At 61.1% G+C, this 22908-nt stretch carries 21 protein-coding genes and 2 pseudogenes; 14 read left to right on the top strand and 9 right to left on the bottom strand.

Annotated features, from left to right (window positions below; translation table 11 throughout):
- Nucleotides 1–265 precede the first annotated feature (265 nt).
- The gene (gene istA / locus AB1286_RS32295; RefSeq protein WP_430367244.1) at nt 266–1789 is read left to right on the top strand and encodes an IS21 family transposase; all 1524 of its coding nucleotides are present in this window, start codon (nt 266–268) and stop codon (nt 1787–1789) included.
- A 14-nt stretch (nt 1790–1803) separates the two neighbouring features.
- A complete protein-coding gene (gene istB, locus AB1286_RS32290) occupies nt 1804–2574 on the top strand; it encodes an IS21-like element helper ATPase IstB (RefSeq protein ID WP_116134848.1) in 771 nt (256 codons plus the stop codon).
- Between the two features lie 54 nt (nt 2575–2628).
- On the opposite strand, the gene AB1286_RS32285 is transcribed toward istB, so the two are convergent.
- From AB1286_RS32285 to AB1286_RS32275, 3 genes are all read right to left on the bottom strand, one after another.
- Entirely contained in the window at nt 2629–2910 is a 282-nt protein-coding gene (locus AB1286_RS32285) for a hypothetical protein (protein ID WP_430367243.1), read from the bottom strand.
- Between the two features lie 577 nt (nt 2911–3487).
- Nucleotides 3488–3775 (bottom strand): hypothetical protein, encoded by a 288-nt coding sequence (locus AB1286_RS32280; RefSeq protein WP_430367242.1) that lies wholly within the window; start codon nt 3773–3775, stop codon nt 3488–3490.
- Between the two features lie 93 nt (nt 3776–3868).
- Complete coding sequence (locus tag AB1286_RS32275) at nt 3869–4135, bottom strand: hypothetical protein (protein WP_430367241.1); 267 nt, start codon at nt 4133–4135, stop codon at nt 3869–3871.
- 138 nt (nt 4136–4273) lie between these two features.
- Here AB1286_RS32275 and AB1286_RS32270 point away from each other — a divergent pair.
- The 12 genes and pseudogenes from AB1286_RS32270 to AB1286_RS32215 form a co-directional block, all read left to right on the top strand.
- Nucleotides 4274–4423, top strand: a pseudogene (locus AB1286_RS32270) (IS5/IS1182 family transposase); the annotation flags it as partial.
- Between the two features lie 131 nt (nt 4424–4554).
- A complete protein-coding gene (locus AB1286_RS32265; protein WP_430367240.1) occupies nt 4555–5790 on the top strand; it encodes a Fic family protein in 1236 nt (411 codons plus the stop codon).
- Nucleotides 5791–6187: 397 nt separating this feature from the next.
- Nucleotides 6188–6919, top strand: a complete 732-nt coding sequence (locus tag AB1286_RS32260; RefSeq protein ID WP_430367239.1) for a type IV toxin-antitoxin system AbiEi family antitoxin domain-containing protein — start codon at nt 6188–6190, stop codon at nt 6917–6919.
- A 29-nt stretch (nt 6920–6948) separates the two neighbouring features.
- A pseudogene (locus AB1286_RS32255) lies at nt 6949–7849 on the top strand (nucleotidyl transferase AbiEii/AbiGii toxin family protein).
- A gap of 352 nt (nt 7850–8201) precedes the next feature.
- A complete protein-coding gene (locus AB1286_RS32250) occupies nt 8202–10538 on the top strand; it encodes a bifunctional salicylyl-CoA 5-hydroxylase/oxidoreductase (RefSeq protein WP_430367238.1) in 2337 nt (778 codons plus the stop codon).
- The gene (locus AB1286_RS32245) at nt 10535–11329 is read left to right on the top strand and encodes an SDR family NAD(P)-dependent oxidoreductase (protein ID WP_430367237.1); all 795 of its coding nucleotides are present in this window, start codon (nt 10535–10537) and stop codon (nt 11327–11329) included. The genes AB1286_RS32250 and AB1286_RS32245 overlap by 4 nt, the downstream gene beginning before the upstream one ends.
- Nucleotides 11326–11859, top strand: a complete 534-nt coding sequence (locus AB1286_RS32240; RefSeq protein WP_430367236.1) for a MarR family winged helix-turn-helix transcriptional regulator — start codon at nt 11326–11328, stop codon at nt 11857–11859. The genes AB1286_RS32245 and AB1286_RS32240 overlap by 4 nt, the downstream gene beginning before the upstream one ends.
- A gap of 65 nt (nt 11860–11924) precedes the next feature.
- Nucleotides 11925–12782: an enoyl-CoA hydratase family protein gene (locus tag AB1286_RS32235; protein ID WP_430367235.1), complete on the top strand. Its 858-nt coding sequence runs from the start codon at nt 11925–11927 to the stop codon at nt 12780–12782.
- 2 nt (nt 12783–12784) lie between these two features.
- Complete coding sequence (locus AB1286_RS32230; protein ID WP_430367234.1) at nt 12785–14029, top strand: acyl-CoA dehydrogenase family protein; 1245 nt, start codon at nt 12785–12787, stop codon at nt 14027–14029.
- Nucleotides 14026–14496 carry an acyl-CoA thioesterase gene (locus tag AB1286_RS32225; protein WP_430367233.1) on the top strand — a complete coding sequence of 157 codons (471 nt, stop codon included), beginning with the start codon at nt 14026–14028 and terminating at the stop codon, nt 14494–14496. Before AB1286_RS32230 ends, AB1286_RS32225 begins: the two co-directional genes overlap by 4 nt.
- A complete protein-coding gene (locus AB1286_RS32220) occupies nt 14493–14888 on the top strand; it encodes a RidA family protein (RefSeq protein WP_430367232.1) in 396 nt (131 codons plus the stop codon). The genes AB1286_RS32225 and AB1286_RS32220 overlap by 4 nt, the downstream gene beginning before the upstream one ends.
- A gap of 13 nt (nt 14889–14901) precedes the next feature.
- A complete protein-coding gene (locus AB1286_RS32215; protein ID WP_430367231.1) occupies nt 14902–16539 on the top strand; it encodes an AMP-binding protein in 1638 nt (545 codons plus the stop codon).
- 15 nt (nt 16540–16554) lie between these two features.
- Here AB1286_RS32215 and AB1286_RS32210 read toward each other — a convergent pair whose 3' ends face one another.
- From AB1286_RS32210 to AB1286_RS32185, 6 genes are all read right to left on the bottom strand, one after another.
- The gene (locus AB1286_RS32210) at nt 16555–17286 is read right to left on the bottom strand and encodes a LytR/AlgR family response regulator transcription factor (protein WP_430367230.1); all 732 of its coding nucleotides are present in this window, start codon (nt 17284–17286) and stop codon (nt 16555–16557) included.
- A 1-nt stretch (nt 17287) separates the two neighbouring features.
- Nucleotides 17288–18394, bottom strand: coding sequence for a sensor histidine kinase (locus tag AB1286_RS32205; RefSeq protein WP_430367229.1), 1107 nt, complete (start codon nt 18392–18394; stop codon nt 17288–17290).
- A gap of 168 nt (nt 18395–18562) precedes the next feature.
- Nucleotides 18563–19741 (bottom strand): ABC transporter permease, encoded by a 1179-nt coding sequence (locus AB1286_RS32200; RefSeq protein WP_430367228.1) that lies wholly within the window; start codon nt 19739–19741, stop codon nt 18563–18565.
- Entirely contained in the window at nt 19738–20883 is a 1146-nt protein-coding gene (locus AB1286_RS32195; protein ID WP_430367227.1) for an ABC transporter permease, read from the bottom strand. Before AB1286_RS32195 ends, AB1286_RS32200 begins: the two co-directional genes overlap by 4 nt.
- 4 nt (nt 20884–20887) lie before the next feature.
- Nucleotides 20888–21583 carry an ABC transporter ATP-binding protein gene (locus AB1286_RS32190; RefSeq protein ID WP_430367226.1) on the bottom strand — a complete coding sequence of 232 codons (696 nt, stop codon included), beginning with the start codon at nt 21581–21583 and terminating at the stop codon, nt 20888–20890.
- Nucleotides 21584–21644: 61 nt separating this feature from the next.
- Nucleotides 21645–22901, bottom strand: a complete 1257-nt coding sequence (locus tag AB1286_RS32185; protein WP_430367225.1) for an efflux RND transporter periplasmic adaptor subunit — start codon at nt 22899–22901, stop codon at nt 21645–21647.
- Nucleotides 22902–22908: the final 7 nt, after the last annotated feature.

The following is a 22908-nucleotide window of genomic DNA, read 5'->3' as shown; positions in this document are numbered from 1 at the left end:
ATCGGCTCAAGCTGCTCCGGCCATCTAGTGTGCGTGCGGTGTCATCTTCCGCCATATAGGAGCCACCGGGCTTCCGGCATAAAGGAGCCGGGGCGTTTTCGGCATAAAGGAGCCACTTCGTTTCCGGCATATAGGAGCCAGCCGGTTTTCGGCATATAGGAGCCAGGGAAGGAATCGAGCATCTCGATTGTGATGCTCATTGCAGGCTTAACTTGTGGGGCGTGATCCCCCAAGGGAGGCTGCGATGGGCCGACGGAGAATCGAGATGCATCAATATCGACAGGTTCTCGTGCGCATGCGCCACGGGGATTGCGAGCGCGAACTGGCGCGCTGCCGCTACATGGGCCGACGCAAGCTCGCCGCACTGCGAGAGTTGGCCGAGCAATGCGGCTGGCTCAAGCCCGATGCGCCGCTACCGGATGACGCCGAGATCGCCGCGGCGCTAGGCCCGCCGCACAAGGCAAGGTCGACTGTTTCAGGGCTCGAGGTCCACCGCGCCTTGATTGCGTCCTGGCTCGAGCAGAACGTGCCCGGCACCGCGATTCTGGCCGCATTACGGCGTGAGCACGGCTACACCGGCAGCTATTCGTCGGTGTATCGCATGATCGTTTCGATCAACGCCGATCGGCCGCCCGACGCCACCGTGCCGCTGAGCTTTGCGCCCGGCGAAGCCGCCCAAGTCGATTTCGGCGCCGGCCCGATGCTGCCCGACGCCGACGGCGTGTTCCGGCGCACGTGGGCGTTCGTGATGACGCTTGCCTTCTCGCGACACCAGTACGTCGAATTCGTCTGGGACCAGACGGTTGCGACTTGGCTCGGGTGCCATCGCCGCGCGTTCGAATGGTTCGGCGCGGTGCCTGCGCGCGTGATCATCGACAACCCCAAGTGCGCAATCACGCGTGCCTGTACGTACGATCCCGTCGTGCAACGCGCCTATGCAGAATGTGCCGAAGGCTACGGCTTCCGCATCGACCCTTGCCCGCCGGCCGATCCGCCCAAGAAGGGCATCGTCGAAGCCGGCGTCAAATACGTAAAAGGCAATTTCTTGCCGCTGCGCCAGTTCCGCGACTTCACGGATCTGAACGAGCAGACCCGTCACTGGGTCATGCACGAAGCGGGACGTCGCATCCACGGCACTACGCGCAAGGCCCCACTCGATCTGTTCGAGCTCGAACGGCCGCTAATGCGCGAACTGCCGGACGTCGCACCCGACCTGGGCACTTGGCACAAGGTCTCGGTCCACCGCGACTGCCATGTCGCGCATCAGCGCATGCTGTATTCCGTGCCATTCTCGTTGGTCGGCAAGCGGTTGTGGCTGCGTGCGACCGATGCTTCGATCTGCATCTACGACGATTACCGACTCGTGGCTTCGCATGTGCGCGGCCGTCGTCCCGGCGATCGGCTCACCGTGCGCGACCATCTGCCGCCCGAGGCTCGCGCGTTTCTCGCTCACGATCGCCAGTGGTGTCTCGAACAGGCGAGGCGCGTGGGACCGGCTTGTGCCGAGCTCATCGAGCTGCTACTGGCCGATCACATCCTCGAACGCTTGCGCGCGGCACAGGGTGTCATGCGTTTGCAAAAGCCGTACGGCGCCTCGCGCCTGGAAGCGGCCTGCGCTCGCGCGCTGGCACACGCCAGTCCCTTCTATCGGACCGTCAAGACCATTCTTGTGGGCGGCTTCGACCAACATCCACTTAGCGATTGCAGCGAACACGTCCACGCCCCCGGCGCGCGTTTCGCCCGCGACGCACAGTCTCTGTTTGCTCCCGACGCCGACGTGCGTCATTAACCCAGGAGATGGCCATGCAACCCATGCCAGCCTTGACCCCGCATCTGAAGCAATTGCGTCTGTCCGGTATCCTCGACTCGCTCGAAGCGCGCAATCGCCAAGCGATCGATGCCAAGCTCTCTTACGTCGACTTCCTGGCGCTGCTGATCGAAGACGAAGTCGCCCGGCGTGAACAGAAGAAGTTTGCGCTGCGCATGCGACGCGCCGCCTTCCGCACGAGCAAGACACTGGAGCAATTCGACTTCGATCGGCTGCCGCAATTGAACCGCGCGCTCGTGCATGATCTGGCCGGCGGCCGTTACCTCGGCGAACATGCCCCGGTGCTCATCGTCGGGCCTTGCGGTACTGGTAAGAGCCACTTGGCCCAGGCTCTCGGCCATTGCGCCGTTCGTCAAGGCGTCGACGTGCTGTTCACCACCTGCACCCAGCTCACCACGAGCTTGAATGCAGCACGTGCCACCGGCGCTTACGAGCGCCGACTTGCCAGCTTAATGCGCGTCGAATTGCTGATCATCGATGACTTTGGGCTCAAGCCGCTACGTCCGCCCGCCGACGAGGACCTGCATGAACTGATCGCCGAACGTTACGAGGCGGCGTCCACCATCGTCACGAGCAACCTCGATCTGACCGAATGGGATCAAGCGTTCCCGGCCAATCGATTGCTCGCCTCGGCCACGCTCGACCGATTGCGTCACAACGCTTACTGCCTGGTGCTCGACGGCCACTCCTATCGAAGCCCGAGGCACCTTCCGGAGCATCACTTGAACCTTGCAAACGCCACCTAAACGGCCCATTCTTGAACAGCAAAGATGCTCGTTTCTACCCACTTCTGCTGGCGCCTATATGCCGGAAATACCCGGCTCCTTTATGCCGGAAGGTGACATGCGGGCCGCGCCCAGTGCATCGAGATAGTGAAGCGCCCAGATTACGCCGGTCGCGCCGAAGTAGAGCGGCGTCAGCGCCGGCGCGGAGTCGGCATCGTCACAGTCCAGCGGGTGCGCCGGCCACAGCGCATCGGGCGTGAATGCGGCACTTGTGTCATTGACAATACGTACAATCGTCTCCCGGACGCGCTGTGCGTCCCAGAGCATAGGTTCGTGGCGGGCCGAATCGAAGAGCATGGTGGATTGTTTGCATGGTCGGGAGGCTGCGCCAATTGTCGATGATCCAGGAAGCTATGTCGAACGGCCCTTCCTGGCCGCACGGCGACTCACGCAGGAAGGCGCCGGTTACGGAGATCGCAAACATGCTGTTTGGCGGTCGTGCATGGCTTGGGAATAAGGGACGAGGTCGTCGTCGCAACGGGCGATGTATATTCCGTAGCCGACGTACTCGTAGTAAATGCTCATCGCTTGCGCATGTGACGATGCCCAGAACGTCCATACCCACTCGCTGCCTGGCTCGTTGAGAGTTCGAGCGGCATCTTCGTCCGGTCCATGCACGTAGTTGCCCGACCCGTCCGGGCAGTACCAAACGTCATGAAGGTAAACTAGCGTCTTCCTCATCCAATACTGGCCTCGAGAACTGCTTCTTTGGGTACGCGAAATCTCGGCGATTGTCTGAGAAGCGTCGAGTGACCGAGACGGGCCCCACCCTGTTCGACTCCGCCGCTTCGACGCTCGGCGCCGCGGCGAGGTCGTAGCTCGACCGAATCCGGACGTTGGAGAGCACTTGCTCGTAAGTCGGTGGATCAAATAATTAGGTTTGACTGAATTGTAGGCGCGCTGACTGCCACTCAAGCCATACCGCCTCTGCAACAATGTCTGGGTAGCCGCGTTTCTCTTCCATCATTGCAGCTTTTGAAGCGGGCATCGCTATGCAAACTGCTTCGTCACGAATGGCGATAACTTCAGCCTCTGTCAATGGCCTGCCCAGCGTCTTCTCAGCATGGAGAAGAACGGTCACAAGCGCAGGGATGAAAACCAAGCAGAGCGGGTCTTCAGGCTGGGACGACGACGCTTGCCGCTTTTTAAACATTCCAAACATTTAGGCGTAGAAAAGCAAAAAAGAACAATCTATCAAAATTCGTGCGATGACCGCGTCTGGCCGAAACCCGGCGCATCTCGTCTGTGGCCGCGTTCAGAATACCTCGAACGAGCACCATTCGGGCACAAACCCCTCGAAGATAAAAACGTCTTCGATATACGTGAGACCAAGCTTTTCCAAAGATCTCATGCATTCGTCGGCTGCATCGCCTCCGAAGAAAGGACCAAGCGATATCAGATTGTCAGATTCGTCAAAGTATCTAGCAAGATTGAATTCGATCATGACCATTGACAGGTCGACGTTCTTGGCTGCAAGCGCGGCCCGACGGACAACAATTCCGAAATCCCGGGATACTTTCATCGATGGGAGCTTGAGTAAATGAGTCGTCACGATTGTCGGCGATCTGTGTGCCGAGGTCGAGTGTCCGAAACTGACCGAGCGTGTGTGAAAACGCACTCATCGCGTAAACTGAATCAACGCATCGAGCCAGGGTGACTCATGAAGCGATTCGTTGAAGGCGATGACCGCAAGCAAGTTTCACTTCTCCCCGAATGCATCGATGACTACATCGGACAGGACGATCCGGTCAGGGTCAAAGATGGCTTCGTCGACGAGTTGGAGCTTGAGGATCTCGGTTTCAACGGGGCCAAGATGCGCCGGTGGAACACGTCTGCGGCTGACGCCAGGCCCAACCCGCCGTTGAGACGACTAAAAACGCTATTTTAAGATAACGACCCATCGTAAAATAACGACTCTCCATATTTTACGATCGGGATCCGATGAAGCGAAGCGCTCAAGGTCGCTACCTCACCGTCTCCACCGTCGGCGAAAAGGTTCGCTCCTTCGTTCCGGCGCCACTGCCACCGCACCCACCAATTGAATGGACTCCGGCATTGCGCAACAAGTTCGACCGAGCGTTGCTTTCGCTGGGTCGGCTGGACAGCGTGTCGACGTTGCTGCCCGATACCGCGCTGTTCCTCTATATGTACGTCCGAAAAGAGGCGGTGCTATCGTCCATGATCGAGGGCACACAGTCCTCGCTTTCGGATTTGCTCCTTTTCGAACTCGACGAAGCGCCAGGCGTCGCCCTGGACGATGTCCGCGAAGTCAGCAATTATGTGGCCGCTTTGAATCACGGATTGCATCTCCTGCGAAACGGTCTTCCCCTGTCGCTCCGACTGATCCGAGAGGTGCACTCGGTACTTCTCGCGAAAGGCCGCGGTAGTCGCCTGACGCCGGGGCAGTTCAGGCGAACGCAAAATTGGATTGGCGGCACCCGCCCGGGCAACGCTGCTTTCGTGCCACCACCTCCCGAGCAAGTATTGGAGTGCATGAGCAAGCTCGAACTGTTCTTGCATGACCAACCCCTGTCGACGCCCGTGCTAGTTAAAGCAGCACTTGCACACGTCCAGTTCGAAACCATCCACCCGTTCCTCGACGGCAACGGCCGTCTCGGACGCTTGCTAATCACTTTGCTGCTCTGCGAGCAACAGGTACTGAGTGAGCCGATGCTGTATCTCAGCCTCTACTTCAAAACCCATCGTCAGTACTACTATGAACTGCTCAATAGGGTCCGCGTGGACGGCGACTGGGAAGCTTGGCTAGACTTCTTCGCTGACGCTGTAATCGTGACCTCGACGCAAGCTGTGGACACCGCGCGTCAACTCCTCGCCCTTTCCGATCACGATAGAGATGCGATCGGGACGCTCGGCCGCGCAACTCCCTCGGCTTTGCAAGTTCATCGAGCTCTGATGGAACATCCGATCGCGGACTCTGCCCGGCTTGTCGAAAAAACCGGCCTCACACCGGCTACTGTGAACAAGTCGCTAACGCTTCTCGAGGGGCTAGGTATCGTGCGAGAACTCACTGCACGGAAGCGCAACCGGTTATTCAGTTACTACGGATATATCGAGCTCATGAACCAGGGCGCGGAGCTTCCCGGGACACAAGTCGCTCAAAAGCGCCAGGCGGTAACTTCCGTCGCCGCGAGCAAAAGTCCGTCTTGCGGCATTTGAGACACCCAGAACCGGCAACGGAAGTACCGCGGCGCGAGGCGAGGCAGCCGCCGGCCCAAATTGACCTGACGCGCACGAGTGCTTTTTATTGGCGTCAGAAGTCGCAGTGCCCCGCCTCATCTCGCGAGTCCAGCTGCACCGTACATGCCTGTTCAGCTAGGCTCCCGGCTAGTCATCCAAAGGCGGCCCTTCTACGAAAATGACCCTCCCGCCCAACCTAAACGGCGTTGTCTGATTGCATAAAATCAAATCAACGCGGTAGTTCCAGCACCCAAACAACGCGAGCTCGTGAGATCTCAGAGGCCGCCTGTGTCTGGAAGAATTCCGTTAAAAAAGTGCGATTAATAAAGAAATTCCTGTATATACTGCAAATAAATAACGCAACCGACGAGGTCCGATGAGCAGCAAAGCAGTCCAGCGGCTGATGCGGGAGACTCGGCGCGGCCATCCTATCGATTCCGACATGCTAAGGAACATGGGGATCAGCGCTGCGCTCGCGGCACACATGGTCAAATCCGGGTGGCTGCAACGGCTCTCGCAGGGCGTATACCTTTTGACCGGCGACACTCCCACAAGGGACGGTTCGGTCGCATACCTGAGTCGACGAATCGCGGGCCTTCACGTCGGCGGAAAAACAGCTCTTTCCTGGCAAGGAGTCCGTCATAACATTGCGTTTCGCGAAAAGGTTGTTCTATGGGGCCAGAAGCCCTATCGCATCCCCTCGTGGGTGGGCCAGTCCCTCAGCTACTCATTTCAGACCACGACCCTGTTCGACGACGATTTGCCCTACGAAAAGGGCCTCAAACCGCTCCCAACCGGGGACCCAGACGTCAAGGTATCGATACCGGAGCGAGCGATCTTGGAACTCGCCAGTGACATCGGCAAGGGACAATCACTTGAGGAAGCGAGCAACCTGATGGTGAGCCTACGCAATTTGCGCCCCGACGTACTAGATGAGTTTTTAAGTCACTGCCACCGGGTGAAGGTGGTCAGGCTCGTGCGCGACCTCGGCCTTGAAGCGGACTTTTCGTGGGCTCGAGGACTTCAGAAGCATGTAGACCGTCTTGGCGCCGGGAAAAGATGGTCGAATCAGACAAAAAATGGCCGAATAACACTCAAGCCAAAATGAACGACATCTAGGTAGATACCGTCCGGTTGATGCTGGGCATTGCACCGATCATTTTCGATACTCCTCTGTTCGCCATGAAAGGTGGAACCGCATTGAACCTCCTCTTGCAGGAGATGCCTCGTCTTTCTGTCGACATTGATGTAGTGGTAACGGACTCAACGCTTTCCCGTGACGAAGCGATCGCCGCGATCAGCAAAGAGATCGAACGCGCGCGAGAGCGCATTGAGGCCGAAGGACATGCCACCGGGTTTTCGGCTGCCACTATGTCCGGCAAGGCCAAGGGCGATGAAGTGAAGCTCACCGTTATCTCACGGCGAAACCTCGGTCAAGGTGGAAGTCAACTACGTGTTTAGAGGCACGCTGCTGGATCCCGTCTCGCGTCCTCTCGTGAAATCCGCGGAGGAGCTGTTCAACACCCGTATCGTCGTGCCTACCCTCCACGAAGCCGAGCTATACGGGAGCAAGCTCGTAGCGGCGCTGGACCGCCAGCACCCGCGTGATCTGTTTGACGTGATGCACATGTTCTCGGTATTCGGTCTGCGCGCCGATATCGTGGATGCCTTCGTGGCCTACCTCTCCGGACACAACCGGCCGGTTCACGAAGTGCTGTTCAACCATAAGCATTCGATGGCGGCGGTTTACGAGAGCGACTTCGTCGGGATGACAATCGAGACCATCGGTCTTGACGTGCTCGAATCTACGCAGGAGCGTCTGCATCGGGAACTGCCGGCCGCCCTCACTGAACAACACCGCCAGTTCCTGATTTCCTTGGTTCGCGCCGAACCCGATTGGTCGCTGATGCCGTACGCGCAGTTGAGCGAACTGCCCGCCATAAGATGGAAACTCATCAACCTAGAAAAGCTCAGAAAAAGTAATCCGCTACTGTTCGAGAAGCAGGAGACTTTGCTGCGCGAGGGCTTTGCCGCTTGACAGTGGGACAGATGTGACCTGACAGCTGTTGGCCGACATGAGCTATTGCGGTCCAGACAATCGCGCGTGCAACGTGCTTTGACGATATCGTCAGTTGGAATCCAATGGAGTAGCAGACGCACTCTCCTCTGCCAATAACTGGGTCAGCGGCAGCAGCGCCGGGGCGACACATCCTTGTCTTTTCGCAGGCGCCTAGCCCTGGGGCGTGGGGATGCATCCGCCATCTATTCCCAAGACGGGCTTCATTACATCCAATCACAACAACGCCACCATCCAGTCACACCACCCCAAATTACTTGACACCTAAACTATTTACCCCTAAATTTCCCCCATCGACACGCGAGGAGCGATCATGCGCATCGTCTGCATCGGGGGCGGGCCGGCTGGCCTTTACTTCGGCTTATTGATGAAACTGCGCAACCCAGCGCACGAAGTCTCCGTCATCGAACGGAACCGTCCGTACGACACCTTCGGCTGGGGCGTCGTCTTCTCCGATCAAACGCTGGAAAATCTGCGCGCGGCCGATGCACCGAGCGCCGAGATGATTCTCGATGCGTTCAACCATTGGGACGACATCGACGTTCACTTCGGCGGCCGCACGATCCGCTCGTCCGGCCACGGCTTTTGCGGCATCGGGCGCAAACGTCTGCTCAATATCTTGCAGGCGCGCTGTGAAGCACTCGGCGTCGAACTCGTTTTCGAAACGAACGTCACGAACGATGACGACTACGACGCCGACTTAATCATCGCCTGCGACGGCGCCAATAGCCCCATCCGTCAGAAGTACGCCGACACCTATCGCCCCGACATCGACACGCGCGATTGCCGCTTCGTCTGGCTCGGCACGCACAAGCTATTCGACGCGTTCACCTTCGCCTTCGAAAAGACCGAATGGGGCTGGTTTCAAGCGCATGCTTACCGTTTCGACGAAGACACGTCCACCTTCATCGTCGAGGCCCCCGAACGCGTATGGCGCGCCGCCGGCCTCGACGAAATGAGCAAAGAAGCGGGTATCGCGTTCTGCGAGCGCCTGTTCGCGAAGTACCTCGACGGCCACGCATTGATGTCGAACGCATCGCACTTGCGCGGCTCCGCGCAATGGATCCGCTTCCCGCGCGTGGTCAATCAAGAGTGGGTCCATTACAGGCCGCGAGGAAAAGATACTACGACACCCATCGTGTTGATGGGCGACGCCGCTCATACGGCCCATTTCTCGATCGGCTCGGGCACGAAGCTCGCACTCGAAGACGCCATCGCCCTAGCAGATAGCATCGACGCGCACCCGAACGACCTGCACGCGGCATTGACGCATTACACGCAAACACGCAGCGTCGACGTACTGCGCATCCAAAACGCGGCGCGCAATTCGACGGAATGGTTCGAACATGTCGAACGCTATGCTTCGTTCGAGCCCGAGCAATTCGCCTACTCGCTGCTCACGCGTTCGCAGCGAATCTCGCATGAGAACCTGCGTGAACGCGATGCCCGCTATGTCCGTTCATTCGAGCAATGGTTAGCCGATAAAGCCGGCGCGAACGCCAAAACCGACGACACCCATTCCGTTCCCCCGATGTTCACGCCGTTCTCCGTGCGAGACCTCACGCTGAAAAATCGTGTGGTCGTTTCGCCGATGGCGCAATACTCGGCCGTAGACGGCACCGTAGGCGACTATCACTTGACCCATCTCGGTGCCCGCGCGATGGGCGGCGCCGGTCTCGTCATGACCGAGATGACCTGCGTGTCGCCGCAGGCCCGCATCACACCCGGCTGCCCCGGCATGTACGCGCCCGAACATCGGGACGCGTGGCGCCGGATCGTCGAATTCGTCCATCGAATGAGCGATGCCAAGATCGGAATGCAGCTCGGACACGCCGGCGCCAAAGCATCGACGCGCGTAGCCTGGGAAGGCATCGATCAACCGCTCCCCGACGGCAATTGGCCGATCGTCTCGGCCTCGCCGCAACAATATTTAGCGGGCGTGAGCCAATGGTCCAGCGCCGCTACGCGCGATGAACTACGCGAAATCGAGGCGCAATTCGTACGCGCAACGGAAATGGCCGACGAAGCCGGCTTCGATTGGCTCGAATTGCATTGCGCACACGGCTACCTGCTCTCGAGTTTCATCTCTCCGCTCACGAATCAGCGCACGGACGAGTACGGCGGCAGCCTCGAAAACCGTCTGCGCTATCCGCTCGAAGTCTTCAAAGCGATCCGCAAGGTGTGGCCGCAAGGCAAACCGATCTCGGTGCGGATTTCGGCTCACGATTGGGTCGACGGCGGTACGACACCGGACGACGCCGTGCAAATCGCCCATGCCTTCAAAGCGGCCGGCGCCGATATGATCGATGTCTCCTCCGGCCAAGTCAGCAAAGCCGAAAGACCCGTGTACGGACGCATGTTCCAAACGCCGTTCGCCGATCGGGTTCGCAATGAAGCAGGCATCGCGACGATCGCCGTCGGCGCCATCTCCGAAGCCGACCACGTCAATAGCATCATCGCGGCCGGCCGAGCCGATCTATGCGCCATCGCACGGCCGCACTTGGCCAATCCGGCATGGACGCTGACCGAGGCAGCCAAGATCGGCTACTTCGACGTCGCATGGCCGAATCAATATAAGGCGGCAAAGAGTCAGCTCGAACGCAATTTCGAGCGCGAAAGGCCGACAGCGGCCGAGGGAGCGTCGCGATGAGCGGAAACACGCATAGCACCAACGTACTCGACAACCTACACGCGGTCGTCACCGGCGGCGGCAGCGGCATCGGCGCGGCGATCGCCCGCGCCCTCGTCGATGCGGGAGCCCGAGTCACGCTGATCGGTCGCGACGCCGCCAAACTCGACGCGCAACGTTCACAGCTCGGCACATCGCATGCGGTTCACTGCGCCGCAGCCGACGTCACGCAACCCGAGGCCGTCCAGAACGCATTCGCCTCGGCACGCGACGCGCTCGGTCCCGTGGACATTCTCGTCAACAACGCGGGCCAAGCCCAAGCCGCGCCGTTCGGCAAAACGGATCTCGAACTCTGGAATCGCATGCTCGGCGTGAATCTGACCGGCACGTTCCTCTGCACGCAAGCGGTCCTGCCGGCGATGATCGAGCGCGGCTTCGGCCGTATCGTCAACGTGGCAAGCACGGCCGGGCAGATCGGATACCCCTACGTCAGCGCCTATTGCGCGGCGAAGCACGGCGTCATCGGAATGACGCGCGCGCTAGGGCTCGAAACGGCAACGACCGGCATCACGGTCAACGCGGTCTGCCCCGGATACACGGAAACACCGCTGCTGCAAGCGTCGCTCGATCAAGTCGTCGCCAAGACGCGCCGCACGGCCGACGATGCTCGCGCGGCGCTTCAACGCGCCAACCCACAGCGGCGCTTCATCGAACCCGAGGAAGTCGCGCACGCGGTGCTATGGCTTGCAATGCCCGAATCGGGCTCGATCACAGGCCAGTCGATTTCGATTTCCGGTGGAGAAGTAATGTGAGCGAGACCGTTCACGCATCAACGAAAAAACGCGCGGCGCCGCGCACGCACAATGCCGTCGACCTCGAGATGACCACGGGCGCGGACAGTCATATGAGCCTGCGCCTATGGCTGCGTCTCTTGACGACGACCAATCTCGTACAAACGGAGTTACGCCGCAGACTGCGCGCCGAGTTCGATACGACGCTGCCGCGCTTCGATTTCATGGCGCAACTCGAACGCCATCCCGAAGGCCTGAAGATGAGCGAGATCTCACGGCGGCTGATGGTAACGGGCGGCAACGTGACTGGACTGACCGATCAGCTCGAGAAAGAAGGGCTAGTCGCGCGCGATATCGATCCGAACGATCGTCGTGCATTCACGGTCAAACTCACCCCAGCCGGCCGGACCCTATTCGATAAGATGGCGCAGGCCCACGAACGCTGGGTGATCGAGCTGTTCGGCGGGCTATCCGTCGACGACAAATCCAAGGTGTATCAACGCCTCGGCAAACTGAAGGCGCATCTGCTCGATAGCATCAAGAATAGCTAAAACAAGCGCTGGCGCCGACAAACCATGGGCATGCCGGCAATGCAAACGAATAGGAGATGTCAATCATGACGGACGCCGCATTCACCGCCGACGCGCTACTCGCCGGCAATCGTACGACGCTGGCCTCGTATTCGGCGCAGCACTTCGGCTGGCGGCTCGAGGATGGCGTTGGCACGATTGTATTGAATCGGCCCGAGCGCAAGAACCCGCTGACGTTCGAATCGTATGCGGAGTTGCGCGACCTGTTTCGCCAACTCGCCTATGCAACGGACGTTAAAACGATCGTCATCCACGGCGCCGGAGAGAATTTCTGCTCGGGCGGCGACGTACACGAAATCATCGGGCCGCTGATCGGTTTGCCGATGCCGCAATTGCTGATGTTCACGCGGATGACGGGCGATCTCGTCAAAGCCATGCGTCACTGTCCGCAACCGATCGTCGCTGCCGTCGACGGCGTCTGCGCCGGGGCCGGTGCCATCATCGCCATGGCCTCCGACATGCGGCTCGGCACCTCCCGCAGCAAACTCGCCTTCCTCTTCACACGCGTGGGCCTAGCCGGCTGCGACATGGGCGCCTGCTCGATCTTGCCGCGCATCATCGGCCAAGGCCGCGCCTCGGAGTTGCTGTTTACGGGCCGCGCTGCAAGCGGCGACGAAGGCTATGCGTGGGGTTTCTACAACCGTTTGTGCGCGCCCGATTCGCTGCTTGCCGACGCCCACGAGCTCGCGCGCACCATCGCCGCCGGGCCGACGTTCGCCCACGGGGTGACGAAGACGATGCTTCATCAAGAGTGGAGCATGAGCGTGGACGAAGCCATCGAATCGGAAGCGCAAGCTCAGGCGATTTGCATGGCCACGCGCGACTTCGAACGCGCCTATCACGCGTTCGCCGCCAAAACGCGCCCCACGTTTCAAGGGGACTGACTATGACCGGCGCTCAACGGAACGACATGCTCGACTGGCCCTTCTTCGAAGATCGCCATCGCGCGCTCGTCCATGAACTCGATGCCTGGTGCGACGCCAATCGAGCCGCGCTCGAACATACGGATCCCATCGTGCCGGGGCCGCAGGGACGCGCAAGCCTCGACGACCAATGCCGGCGACTCGTGCGCGCGCTCGGGGCCGACGGCTGGTTGCGCTATGGCGTAGGCGGCACGGCGTACGGCGGGCATGGCGACGCGATCGATACGCGCGCCGTTTGCCTCTTACGCGAGACGCTCGCTCGGCATTCCGGGTTGGCCGATTTCGCCCTCGCGATGCAGGGGCTCGGATCGGGCGCCATCTCGCTGGCCGGCACCGACGAGCAGAAGCAGCGCTACTTGCCGCGCGTCGCCGGCGGGCAAGCGATCGCCGCGTTCGCGTTGTCGGAGCCCGATGCGGGCTCCGACGTCGCGGCGCTCTCGCTCGCCGCCCGCGAAGACGGCGACGCCTATGTGCTCGACGGCGAGAAAACGTGGATCTCGAACGGCGGCATCGCCGACTTTTACGTCGTCTTCGCCCGCACCGGAGAGGCACCCGGCGCGCGTGGGATCAGCGCGTTCGTCGTCGATGCCGATACGCCCGGATTCAGCATCGCCGAGCGCATCGACGTCATCGCTCCGCACCCGCTCGCGCGCCTACGCTTCGACGGCGCTCGCGTGCCGAAATCGCAGCGGCTCGGCGCGGCCGGAGAAGGATTCAAGCTCGCCATGCGGACGCTCGATATTTTTCGGACATCGGTGGCGGCCGCATCGCTCGGCTTCGCGCGCCGCGCCATGCAAGAAGCGCTTGTACGCGCCTCGTCGCGCCGTATGTTCGGGCAGACGCTCGGCGACTTCCAATTGACGCAAGCGAAGCTCGGCGAAATGGCGTTGACGATCGATTCGGCGGCCCTGCTCGTCTATCGCGCCGCCTGGATGCGCGATCAGGGCAAGCGCGTCACGCGCGAAGCCGCGATGGCGAAGTGGCACGCCAGCGAGGGCGCGCAACGCGTCATCGATGCGGCGGTCCAACTGTGGGGCGGCCAAGGCGTGTGCAGCGGTACGCCCGTAGAAACGCTTTATCGCGAGATCCGCGCGCTGCGCATCTATGAAGGTGCGACCGAGGTGCAACAACTTATCGTCGGACGCGATCTGCTTAAAGAACATGCCGAATCGTCCGGTGGTCGTCAAGAACCGAGCGTGACGCGATGACGAATGCCGCTCCCATCGTTTTCGAGCGCCCGGTACGCATCCGTTTCGCCCACTGCGATCCGGCCGGCATCGTCTTTTTTCCGCAATACCTGACGCTCACCAACGGACTCGTCGAAGACTGGTTCACCGACGCGCTCGGCATCGACTACGCCGAGATGATCGGCGAGCGGCGCATCGGTCTGCCCATCGTCAAGCTCGATTGCGAGTTCGCTCGCCCGAGCCGGATGGGGGAGACGATCTCGCTCGCGCTATCGCTGACACATGTCGGAAGCCGCTCGATCCGCATTCACATTGTCGGCCAGGGTCACGACGGCGTGCGCTTCGCCGCGACGCAGGTGCTTGTGACGACATCGCTCGCATCGGGCGTATCGATCGATATCCCCTACGATATTCGCGCGGCGCTGCTGCAAGCGGCCACCGCGACGGCAACCTCATCCACGACTGCACAGAAAGGCATCTCGTCATGAAACGACCACTTTTGCCGGCCGGTTGGCCGAAGCCGCGCGGCTATGCGAACGGTGTAAGCGCGCATGGCACTCAGGTGTTCGTCGCCGGCCAAATCGGCTGGGACGAAACGGGGCAGTTCCGCTCCGACATCTTCGCCGATCAAGCCCGCCAGGCGCTCTCGAACATCGTCGCGATATTGAAAGAGGCTGGTGCCAGCCCCGAACACCTCGTCAGAATGACTTGGTACGTGACCGATAAACGCGAATATCTCGCGGCATCGAGAGATATCGGCCAGGCGTTCCGCGAACTCATCGGCGACTACGACATCGCCATGAGCGCCGTGCAAGTCGCGGCGCTCATTGAAGACCGAGCCAAAGTAGAGATCGAAGCCACCGCCGTGATACCGGACTGACTCGGAGGGAGTCATGCAACCGTCTGCCCATGTCGATACGTTTGCGCGAGACAATCTGCCGCCGCAAGATCAATGGCCCGTCTTGCTGCTCGACTGCCCCGATGTCTCCTACCCCGAGCGCTTGAACTGCGCGACGGAACTCCTCGATGCGACGATCGCGGCCGGCCATGGCCATCGCGTCGCGATCTGGTCCGAAGCGGACGATACACCGTCCGCCACGACGTACCGAGAACTGCGCGAAATGGTCGATCGATGGGCACACGTGCTCGTCGAAGAGATGGGTCTCGTGCCCGGCAATCGCATTTTGCTACGCGGCCCCAATACGTTGGAAATGGCGACCGCGTTCCTCGCGAGTTTGAAGGCAGGACTTGTTGTCGTCCCGACGATGCCGCTGCTGCGTGCTAAAGAACTGAAGCAAGTCATCGACAAAGCGAAGATCGGCGCGGCGCTTTGCGACGCACGGCTCGTCGACGATTTGAACCGATGCCGCGACAAGGAAGGCGAATATTTCTGCGCGGATCTTATGGACGTTCGGGTGTTTCATAGCGATGAACCCGGCTCGATCGAATCGATGGCCGCCTCGAAGCCGTCGCAATTCAAGGCATGCGATACGGCAGCCGACGATGTCTGCTTGATCGCATTTACAAGCGGAACGACGGGCGCCCCGAAGGGCTGCATGCATTTTCATCGCGACGTGCTCGCGATGTGCGATCTATTCCCAAGACATATCCTCAAGCCGGTCTCATCCGACGTCTTTTGCGGCACGCCGCCGCTTGCTTTCACGTTCGGCCTCGGCGGGTTGCTGTGCTTTCCGATGCGCGTGGGCGCATCGACCGTCCTCATCGAGAAGCTGACACCCGAGACGCTGCTGCGCACCGTCGAACGTTTCCGCGCGACGACGATGTTTACGGCGCCTACCTTCTATCGTCAGATGGCGCCGCTTGTGCCGCGCTTCGACATCTCTAGCCTCACGAAAACCGTATCGGCCGGCGAGGCTTTGCCCGATTCGACGCGCGCGCTATGGCGCGAGACGACGGGAATCGAAATGATCGATGGAATCGGCGGCACCGAAATGATCCATATCTTCATTTCGTCGGCGGGCGAGAAGGTGCGCTCTTGCGCGATCGGACAGGCCGTTCCCGGGTACGAGATCGCCGTCGTCGACGATGAGATGCGCCCGGTAGCTGTCGGCGAAGTCGGCAAGCTTGCCGTGCGGGGCCCGACGGGATGCCGGTATTTGGCCGACGAGCGGCAAAAGAAGTTCGTGCGCGACGGCTGGAATCTGCCGGGCGATGCGGTCTATATCGATGCCGACGGTTACGTCTTTTATCAAGCACGATCCGACGACATGATCGTCTCCGCCGGCTACAACATCTCCGGGCCGGAGGTCGAAAGCGCGTTGATGCAGCATGACGCCGTCGCGGATTGCGGCGTCATCGGCGTCCCCGATGAAGAGCGCGGGCAAATCGTGAAGGCGTTCGTCGTCGTGAAGGCCGGATATCTGCCCGACGATGCACTTGTTGCGCAGCTACAGGGGTTCGTGAAACAGACGGTCGCGCCGTATAAGTACCCGCGCGTCATTGAGTTTCTCGACGCGTTGCCTCGCACGGAGACGGGCAAGCTCAAGCGCTTTGCGCTGCGCAGCATGTAAAGCCCCAACGATCGGTCACATCTGCTTGAACAACGCCCCATACGCGCGACTGACGGGCAGCACGGCGTCGTGACCGATCAAATGAATCCGTAGGCGTCCCAGCAGGTCGCGCTCGACACGATCGATCGCCTTATACGCAACGATCACGCTGCGATGCACTTGAGCAAATCGATCGGCATCGAGCCGCGGCAGCAATTCCTTGAGCGGCGTGCGAATTAAATGGCGTTGATCGGCCGTTACGGCTTCGGTGTATTTATCCGTCGCCTGAAAAAATAAGACATCGTCGATCGACACGAGCTTGGTCGCATCCTTCACGCCGACCGTGAGCCAACGGATCGGCGCCGCATCCCGCTGAATACAAGCGGCCACCGCCGCAGCATCTTCAGGCGTCGGCGCGCCGTGGCGCTGCAAGCGTGCAATGCATCGCATCAACCGATCGTCCGTCACCGGTTTGAGCAGATAGTCGACGGCCGATGTCTCGAACGCTTCGACGGCGTGTGCATCGTAGGCGGTGACAAAGACGACGCGCACGTCGCTCGCGAGCTGAGCCACTTTAAGCCCGTCGATGCCCGGCATCCGGATGTCGAGGAAGGCGAAGTCCGGTCGCTTCTCGTTCAGTTGAGCCAGTGCGTCGACGCCGTCGCGCGAAATGGCCACGATTTTCAGTTCGGGCCAAAAGCGCGTCAGGCGCGCCGCCAGTTCGGCGGAAAGATTCGGTTCGTCGTCGGCGATGAGGGCGGAAGGCATGTCAGCGAATAGGAATAGACAAGCTTGCGGTCACGCCCCGCGCGGCATGGGCGTTCGCCGCCACGGACACGGACGCGCGTACGCCATACATCGAGGCGAGCCGCGCGCGAACATTTGCGAGGCCCACGCCGCCGTGCAGCTTAGTGCTATGGCCGAGACCCACGCCCGTATCGATCGCTTCGAGCACGAGCATATCGCCTTCGCGGCGCCCGACCACGCGGATCTCGCCGCCTTCTATCGACGGCTCGATCCCATGCAACAGCGCGTTTTCCACGAGAGGCTGCAAGAGTAATGGTGCGAGCGGCAACTGACGCAGCGGCTCGGGCACGTCGATCGCAAATCGCAAGCGCTCGCCCAAGCGAATCGCGGCGATATTGAGCAGCGCTTCGACGAGTTCGAGTTCGTCGGCCAGCGTGGACGTCGTGCTACGCGTGCGGCTCAGGCTCGCGCGCAGATATCGGTTCAGGCTATCGAGCATCGACGCCGCGCGCGCCGGATCGCGCTCGATCAAGCTTTGTACATTGGCCAGCGTGTTGAAGAGAAAGTGCGGCTCGATTTGCGCTTGCAAAAGCGCCAAGCGCGCCGCCGTCTCCGATTGCCGCAATTCGGCCGCCTCGCGCCGCTGTGTCTCGAGCGACGCGCGCATCCGCATGGCCTGTGCCGAGACGATAAAGAATGCGCATGCTACGCCGGTCACGACAAACGACGTGCCGTAGTTCAACCAGACACCGATGTTCCCTTGACCGATCAGATGCGGCACGCCACCGACGGTAGCCGCCGTGAATTCGACGCCGATAACGACGCTGACCGGCGCGATCAGCAGCACCTTCACCACGGGTCCAATCCGGGGCGAGCCGAATCGGTTCAGCAGCGTGCTGAAGAGCGACGCGCTCAACCCGATCGCGATGCCCACGACGAGGTTCGGCAATAGCGGTTGACTGCGATGGGTAGCCCAAAACCCCACGCCGACGATACAGCTGAAGACGACGACCCAAGCGATCGACGTGAGGCCGCCGGCGATCGAGGTATCGGCCCGAGCGAAAGCGCCGCGCCGAAAAGGCGGATCGACAGGGTTCGACGATATTGAGGGGTGACGCTCGCTTTGCATGATATGACCTAACCGCAGCTCGACCGATTCGAGCCGCCTGTTAGCGCAATGTAGTCCCTCGCTCCCGCCGCATGGAAGGCCCGCGACGAACGGCATTCGCGGGCGACGAACGGTTGAAAAACGCGGCTAGCTTGCCAGGCGGACCGATACCGTGGCGCCAGCCGGATTTCAATTCGCCCGCAACGCCGTCGCGATCGGTTGGCGCGCCGCGCGAATCGCCGGCAGCAGGCCGCCGAGCATACCGATCGTGCACGCGACGAACACACCCGATACGAGCAGCGAAGCCGTCACCGTCAGACGAAAGACGATCTGCGAGAACCCGGCGCCGAGCGTATTCACCGTGTTGCCGTCGAAGAACGCCCAAGCCGCCGCCGATCCGATGACGCTGCCGACCAGCGCGAGCAGCAACGATTCGATCAGCACCGAGATCACGATCGGCGCGCCGCTAAAACCGATCGCACGGAGCGTCGCGATTTCGCGAATCCGAGTCGACACCGCCGTATACATCGTGTTGAGCGCCCCGAAGCACGCCCCGAGCGCCATGATCCCGCCGACGAAGTACGCCAGCAGATTCAACAGCTTCGACAGATTGCGCGATTGCACGGCGTAGTAATCGGCTTCGCGCTGCACCCCGACCTTAAGCGACGGGTCCGTCGTCAGCGCGCCCTTGAAGCGATCGAACGCGGCGGCCGAATCGAGCATCGCGGTCACCGATTGAAAACCGTTGCGTCGATAGGCGGACAGCACGGTTTCGACGTCGCCTTGCAACTCGGATTCATGCGCATCGCCACCGCTTTCGAAGATGCCGACGACAGTCCACTCGGAGTTGCGGAACGCGATCTTGCTGCCGAGATCGAGCCCCTTGAACTGCGCGAGCGCCGATTTCCCGACGATCAATTCGCGAACCGCCGGCCGAAACATCCGGCCCGCGATCAAATGCAACTCCGGCCTGAGCTTCATCGCGTTGGCACTGACGCCGCGCAGCGTGACGTTCGCATCGGCGTTGTCCTTCTTTTGCGGCAACGCGACGATCACCACGGCATCGGCCGATGCGATCGGGCGTCCTGCCTCGTCCTTGCGCACACCGGGCGCATCCATAATCTTCTGTGCGTCCTGGCGATCGATCGTACTTTCGAGTTCGGCCTGCGAACCGGCGCGCAGCACGATCGCCCGATCGGCACGCGCCGTTCCCTTGAGCGTGCGCTGAAAACCGGCCGCCATCGCGAGCACGGACACCATGACGGCCACGGTCACGGCAATGCCGATCACGATGACCCACGCCGTGCTGAGTCGCTGCGGCAAGCTGCGCAGGTTCATCGACGTGACTGCAACGATTTGCTTGATCATGAGCGCAGCGCCTCCACGATGACGAGCCGCTTGGCACGCCAAGCGGGAACGATGCCTGTTGCCACGGCGAGCAATGCCGCCATCAGCACGCCTTCGGCGATCACGGTCGCCGGCAGCTTCACCACGCCGAGCGTGTTACGTAGCGCGGGGAAGAGCAATTCGGCAATGCCGAGCCCGAGCAGCGCGGCCACGATACACAGCGTGAGCGACTGCACGAGGACAAGCACGAGCATGCGGGTATCGGAAAACCCGAGCGTTTTGAGCACGGCGAGCTCCGGCACTTGCTCGCGCACGGCCTGCATAACCGTACTGCCGACGGCGAACAGCAACGCGAAGAACACGGCGAACAGAATGTAAGTGACGATGAGATTGATATCGCCGATTTGCTTCATGAACGACTGCTGGAATTCCTTTTCCGTTTGCGCCTTCGTTTCATCGGAGGAATTGGCGAAATGGTCGTCGATCTCCTTCGCCACTTGCGCCGATTGCGACGGATCTTTCACGACGACGATGTACCACCCCACCGTGCCTTTCGCGAAGCTGCGTGCTTCGTCGAAGTACTTGTAGTTGAAGAACATGGCGTCTTCGCGCGAGCTATCGGCGGGATCTTGGTAGATGCCGACGATCGTGAAGTCCCAATCGGAGTTACCGTCGGCCGCCTTGACCCAGATCGTCGAATGCAAGGGAATCCGGTCGCCGATCTTCCAGCCGTACTTCTTCGCCAGGTTCGCGCCCACGACGGCGCCGTCGCGCGTATGTTCGAGCGCCGCCAGTTGATCTTTCGGCAGCAGGTACTCGGGGTGCGCCGGAAACTCGCGCTCGGGCTCGACGGGGAACGCCGCGATGAAGTTTTTCGGATCTTGGTAATACGGCCCGAACCACGATTCGTGCGAGACGCGCTCGACGCCCGGCAACGCCTCGATTTGCTGCATGTAGGCGTAGGGCAGGCTCTCGGTGATCGAGATCCGGTTCGTTACGACCAGACGGTTGACGTTCGAGCGCTCGATCGTTTGCTTAAAGGCGGAGTTCACGCCTTGCAGCATGCCGAACAGCAAGAACGCGATCATGATGGACAGCAGCGTCAGCGACGTGCGCACCTTCTTGCGCCAGAGCATCGCCCATATCAGCGGAATGAATTTCATCGCATCACGCCTCCGTCCTTTGCCGCTCGTCGACAAACCGGCCCTTGTCGAGATGCAGCGTATGCGTCGCGTAATCGGCGGCCTTTTGATCGTGGGTGACCATGACGATCGTCTTGCCGTACTCGCGGTTGAGCAACTGGAGCAAGTGCAAAATCTCGTCGGCCGTGGCGCGATCGAGGTCGCCGGTCGGCTCGTCGCAGACGAGCAATTTCGGATCGGACACGAGGGCGCGCGCAATCGCCACGCGCTGCGCCTGCCCGCCCGAAAGCTCCGACGGCTTGTGATTCGCCCGTTCCTCAAGGCCGACGATGCTCAACGCCGCATGCACGCGCTTCATGCGATCGCTCTTGCCGAGCGAAGTCAAAAGTAGCGGCAACTCGACATTGCGTTCGGCCGTCAGCATCGGCATCAGATTGTAGAACTGGAAAACGAAGCCGACGTTGTTCGAACGCCAGCGCGCAAGCGCCCCGCCCTTCAATTGATCGATGCGCTCGCCGGCGACGACGAGTTCTCCGCTCGTCGGATGGTCGATGCCGCCGATTAGATTGAGCACGGTCGTCTTGCCCGAACCCGAGGGGCCCATGAGCGCGACGAAATCGCCATCGGACACCTGCAAATCGAGGTGATGGAGCACCTCCACCGTTTGCTTGCCGCGTGTATAGGTCTTGACGATATTCTTGAGGGAAACCATGGCTGTCATTTGCTTCACTCCTCGTTCGAACTCGATTTCGGCTGCGTACTTATCGTTGTTTAGCGGTCGATCAACGATCGACGACCTTGACGTGCGCGCCGTCGGAAAGCTTCGTCAAATCGCCGACGGCAACTCGCTCTCCCGGCGACACCCCGGCGATCACCGTCTGCGTATCGGCGCTATGCGCGCCGAGCTTCACTTCACGGCGCTCGAGCGTTTCGTCGTGCAAGACATAAACGATGCCCGTCGCCGCGCCGGCACTGGCTTGAACCGCATCGGTCGGCAGCGTCACGCCACCGCCGCCGCTCGCGGACCCGTTGGAGCCATTTTGCGCGCGGCTTAGGAACGACACGCGGGCACCCATCTCCGGCAGGATCCGCGGATCGCGAGATTTGAAACCCACGCGCACTTTGACCGTGGCCTTGCTGCGATCGGCCGTCGGCACGACGGCGATGACGTAAGCCGGGATGGCCCAATCAGGATAGGCGTTCAGTTTCAGCGTGGCGGGGCCGCCCGCCTGCACGCGGCTAATGAAGTTTTCGCTGACGTCCACCTCGACCTCGAGCGAATCCATATCGACCAATGTGCAGATACCGCTGCGCGTGAACCCGCCGCCCGCCGATAGCGGCGAGACGATTTCGCCGGGCTGAGCGTTCTTGGTCGTCACGACACCGGTGAACGGCGCACGAACGATCGTGTCGTCGAGTTCGCGCTGCGCGATTTCGAGCGCCGCGCGACGCACCGCCAAGTTGCCTTGCGCCACCGCCACGTCGGTCTGCTTCTGATCGTAATTGGCCTTGCTTTGCTCGAGCGCGGTCGTACTGATGACGGCGGCCGCCGCGAGTTTGCGATCGCGTTCGTAGATCGGCGTGATGTCCGCCGCGGCCTGCTTGGCCTGCGCCAACGTGCTTTCGGCCTGCGTGACCGCCGCTTTCGCTTGCAACAGCGATGCCGACGCGTTTGTATTGTCGAGTTTGGCGACGACGTCGCCCTCCTTCACGTGCACGCCTTCCTCGATGAACAATTGTTCGAGCTTGCCCGTGATCTTCGCGGAAACGGTGGCCTGCCGACGCGCGACCACATAGCCCGATGCGTCGAGGATCGACGTGCCGGCGTCCGCCCCCGAGCCCGTCGCCACCGGCTTGGCTACGGCCTCCCGCACGACCGGCAGCGCGGCGTGCAGCCAAAAAAACGCCCCGGCCGCGAGCGCGATCAAAAGCCCGAGCAGGCCCCCGATCCACCACCAGCGATGGGAAGACGCCGCTTGCGCGGGCCGTTGGTCTCGCTCGATCCGCAACTGCCGCAACAACTCCGATTTGTCCGTCATGTAATCG

The sequence above is a fragment of the Trinickia sp. NRRL B-1857 genome (assembly GCF_050470685.1).
Lineage (GTDB): Bacteria > Pseudomonadota > Gammaproteobacteria > Burkholderiales > Burkholderiaceae > Trinickia.
The sequence above is the reverse complement of the archived record's forward strand: the minus strand, read 5'-3'. Positions and strand labels throughout refer to the sequence as shown.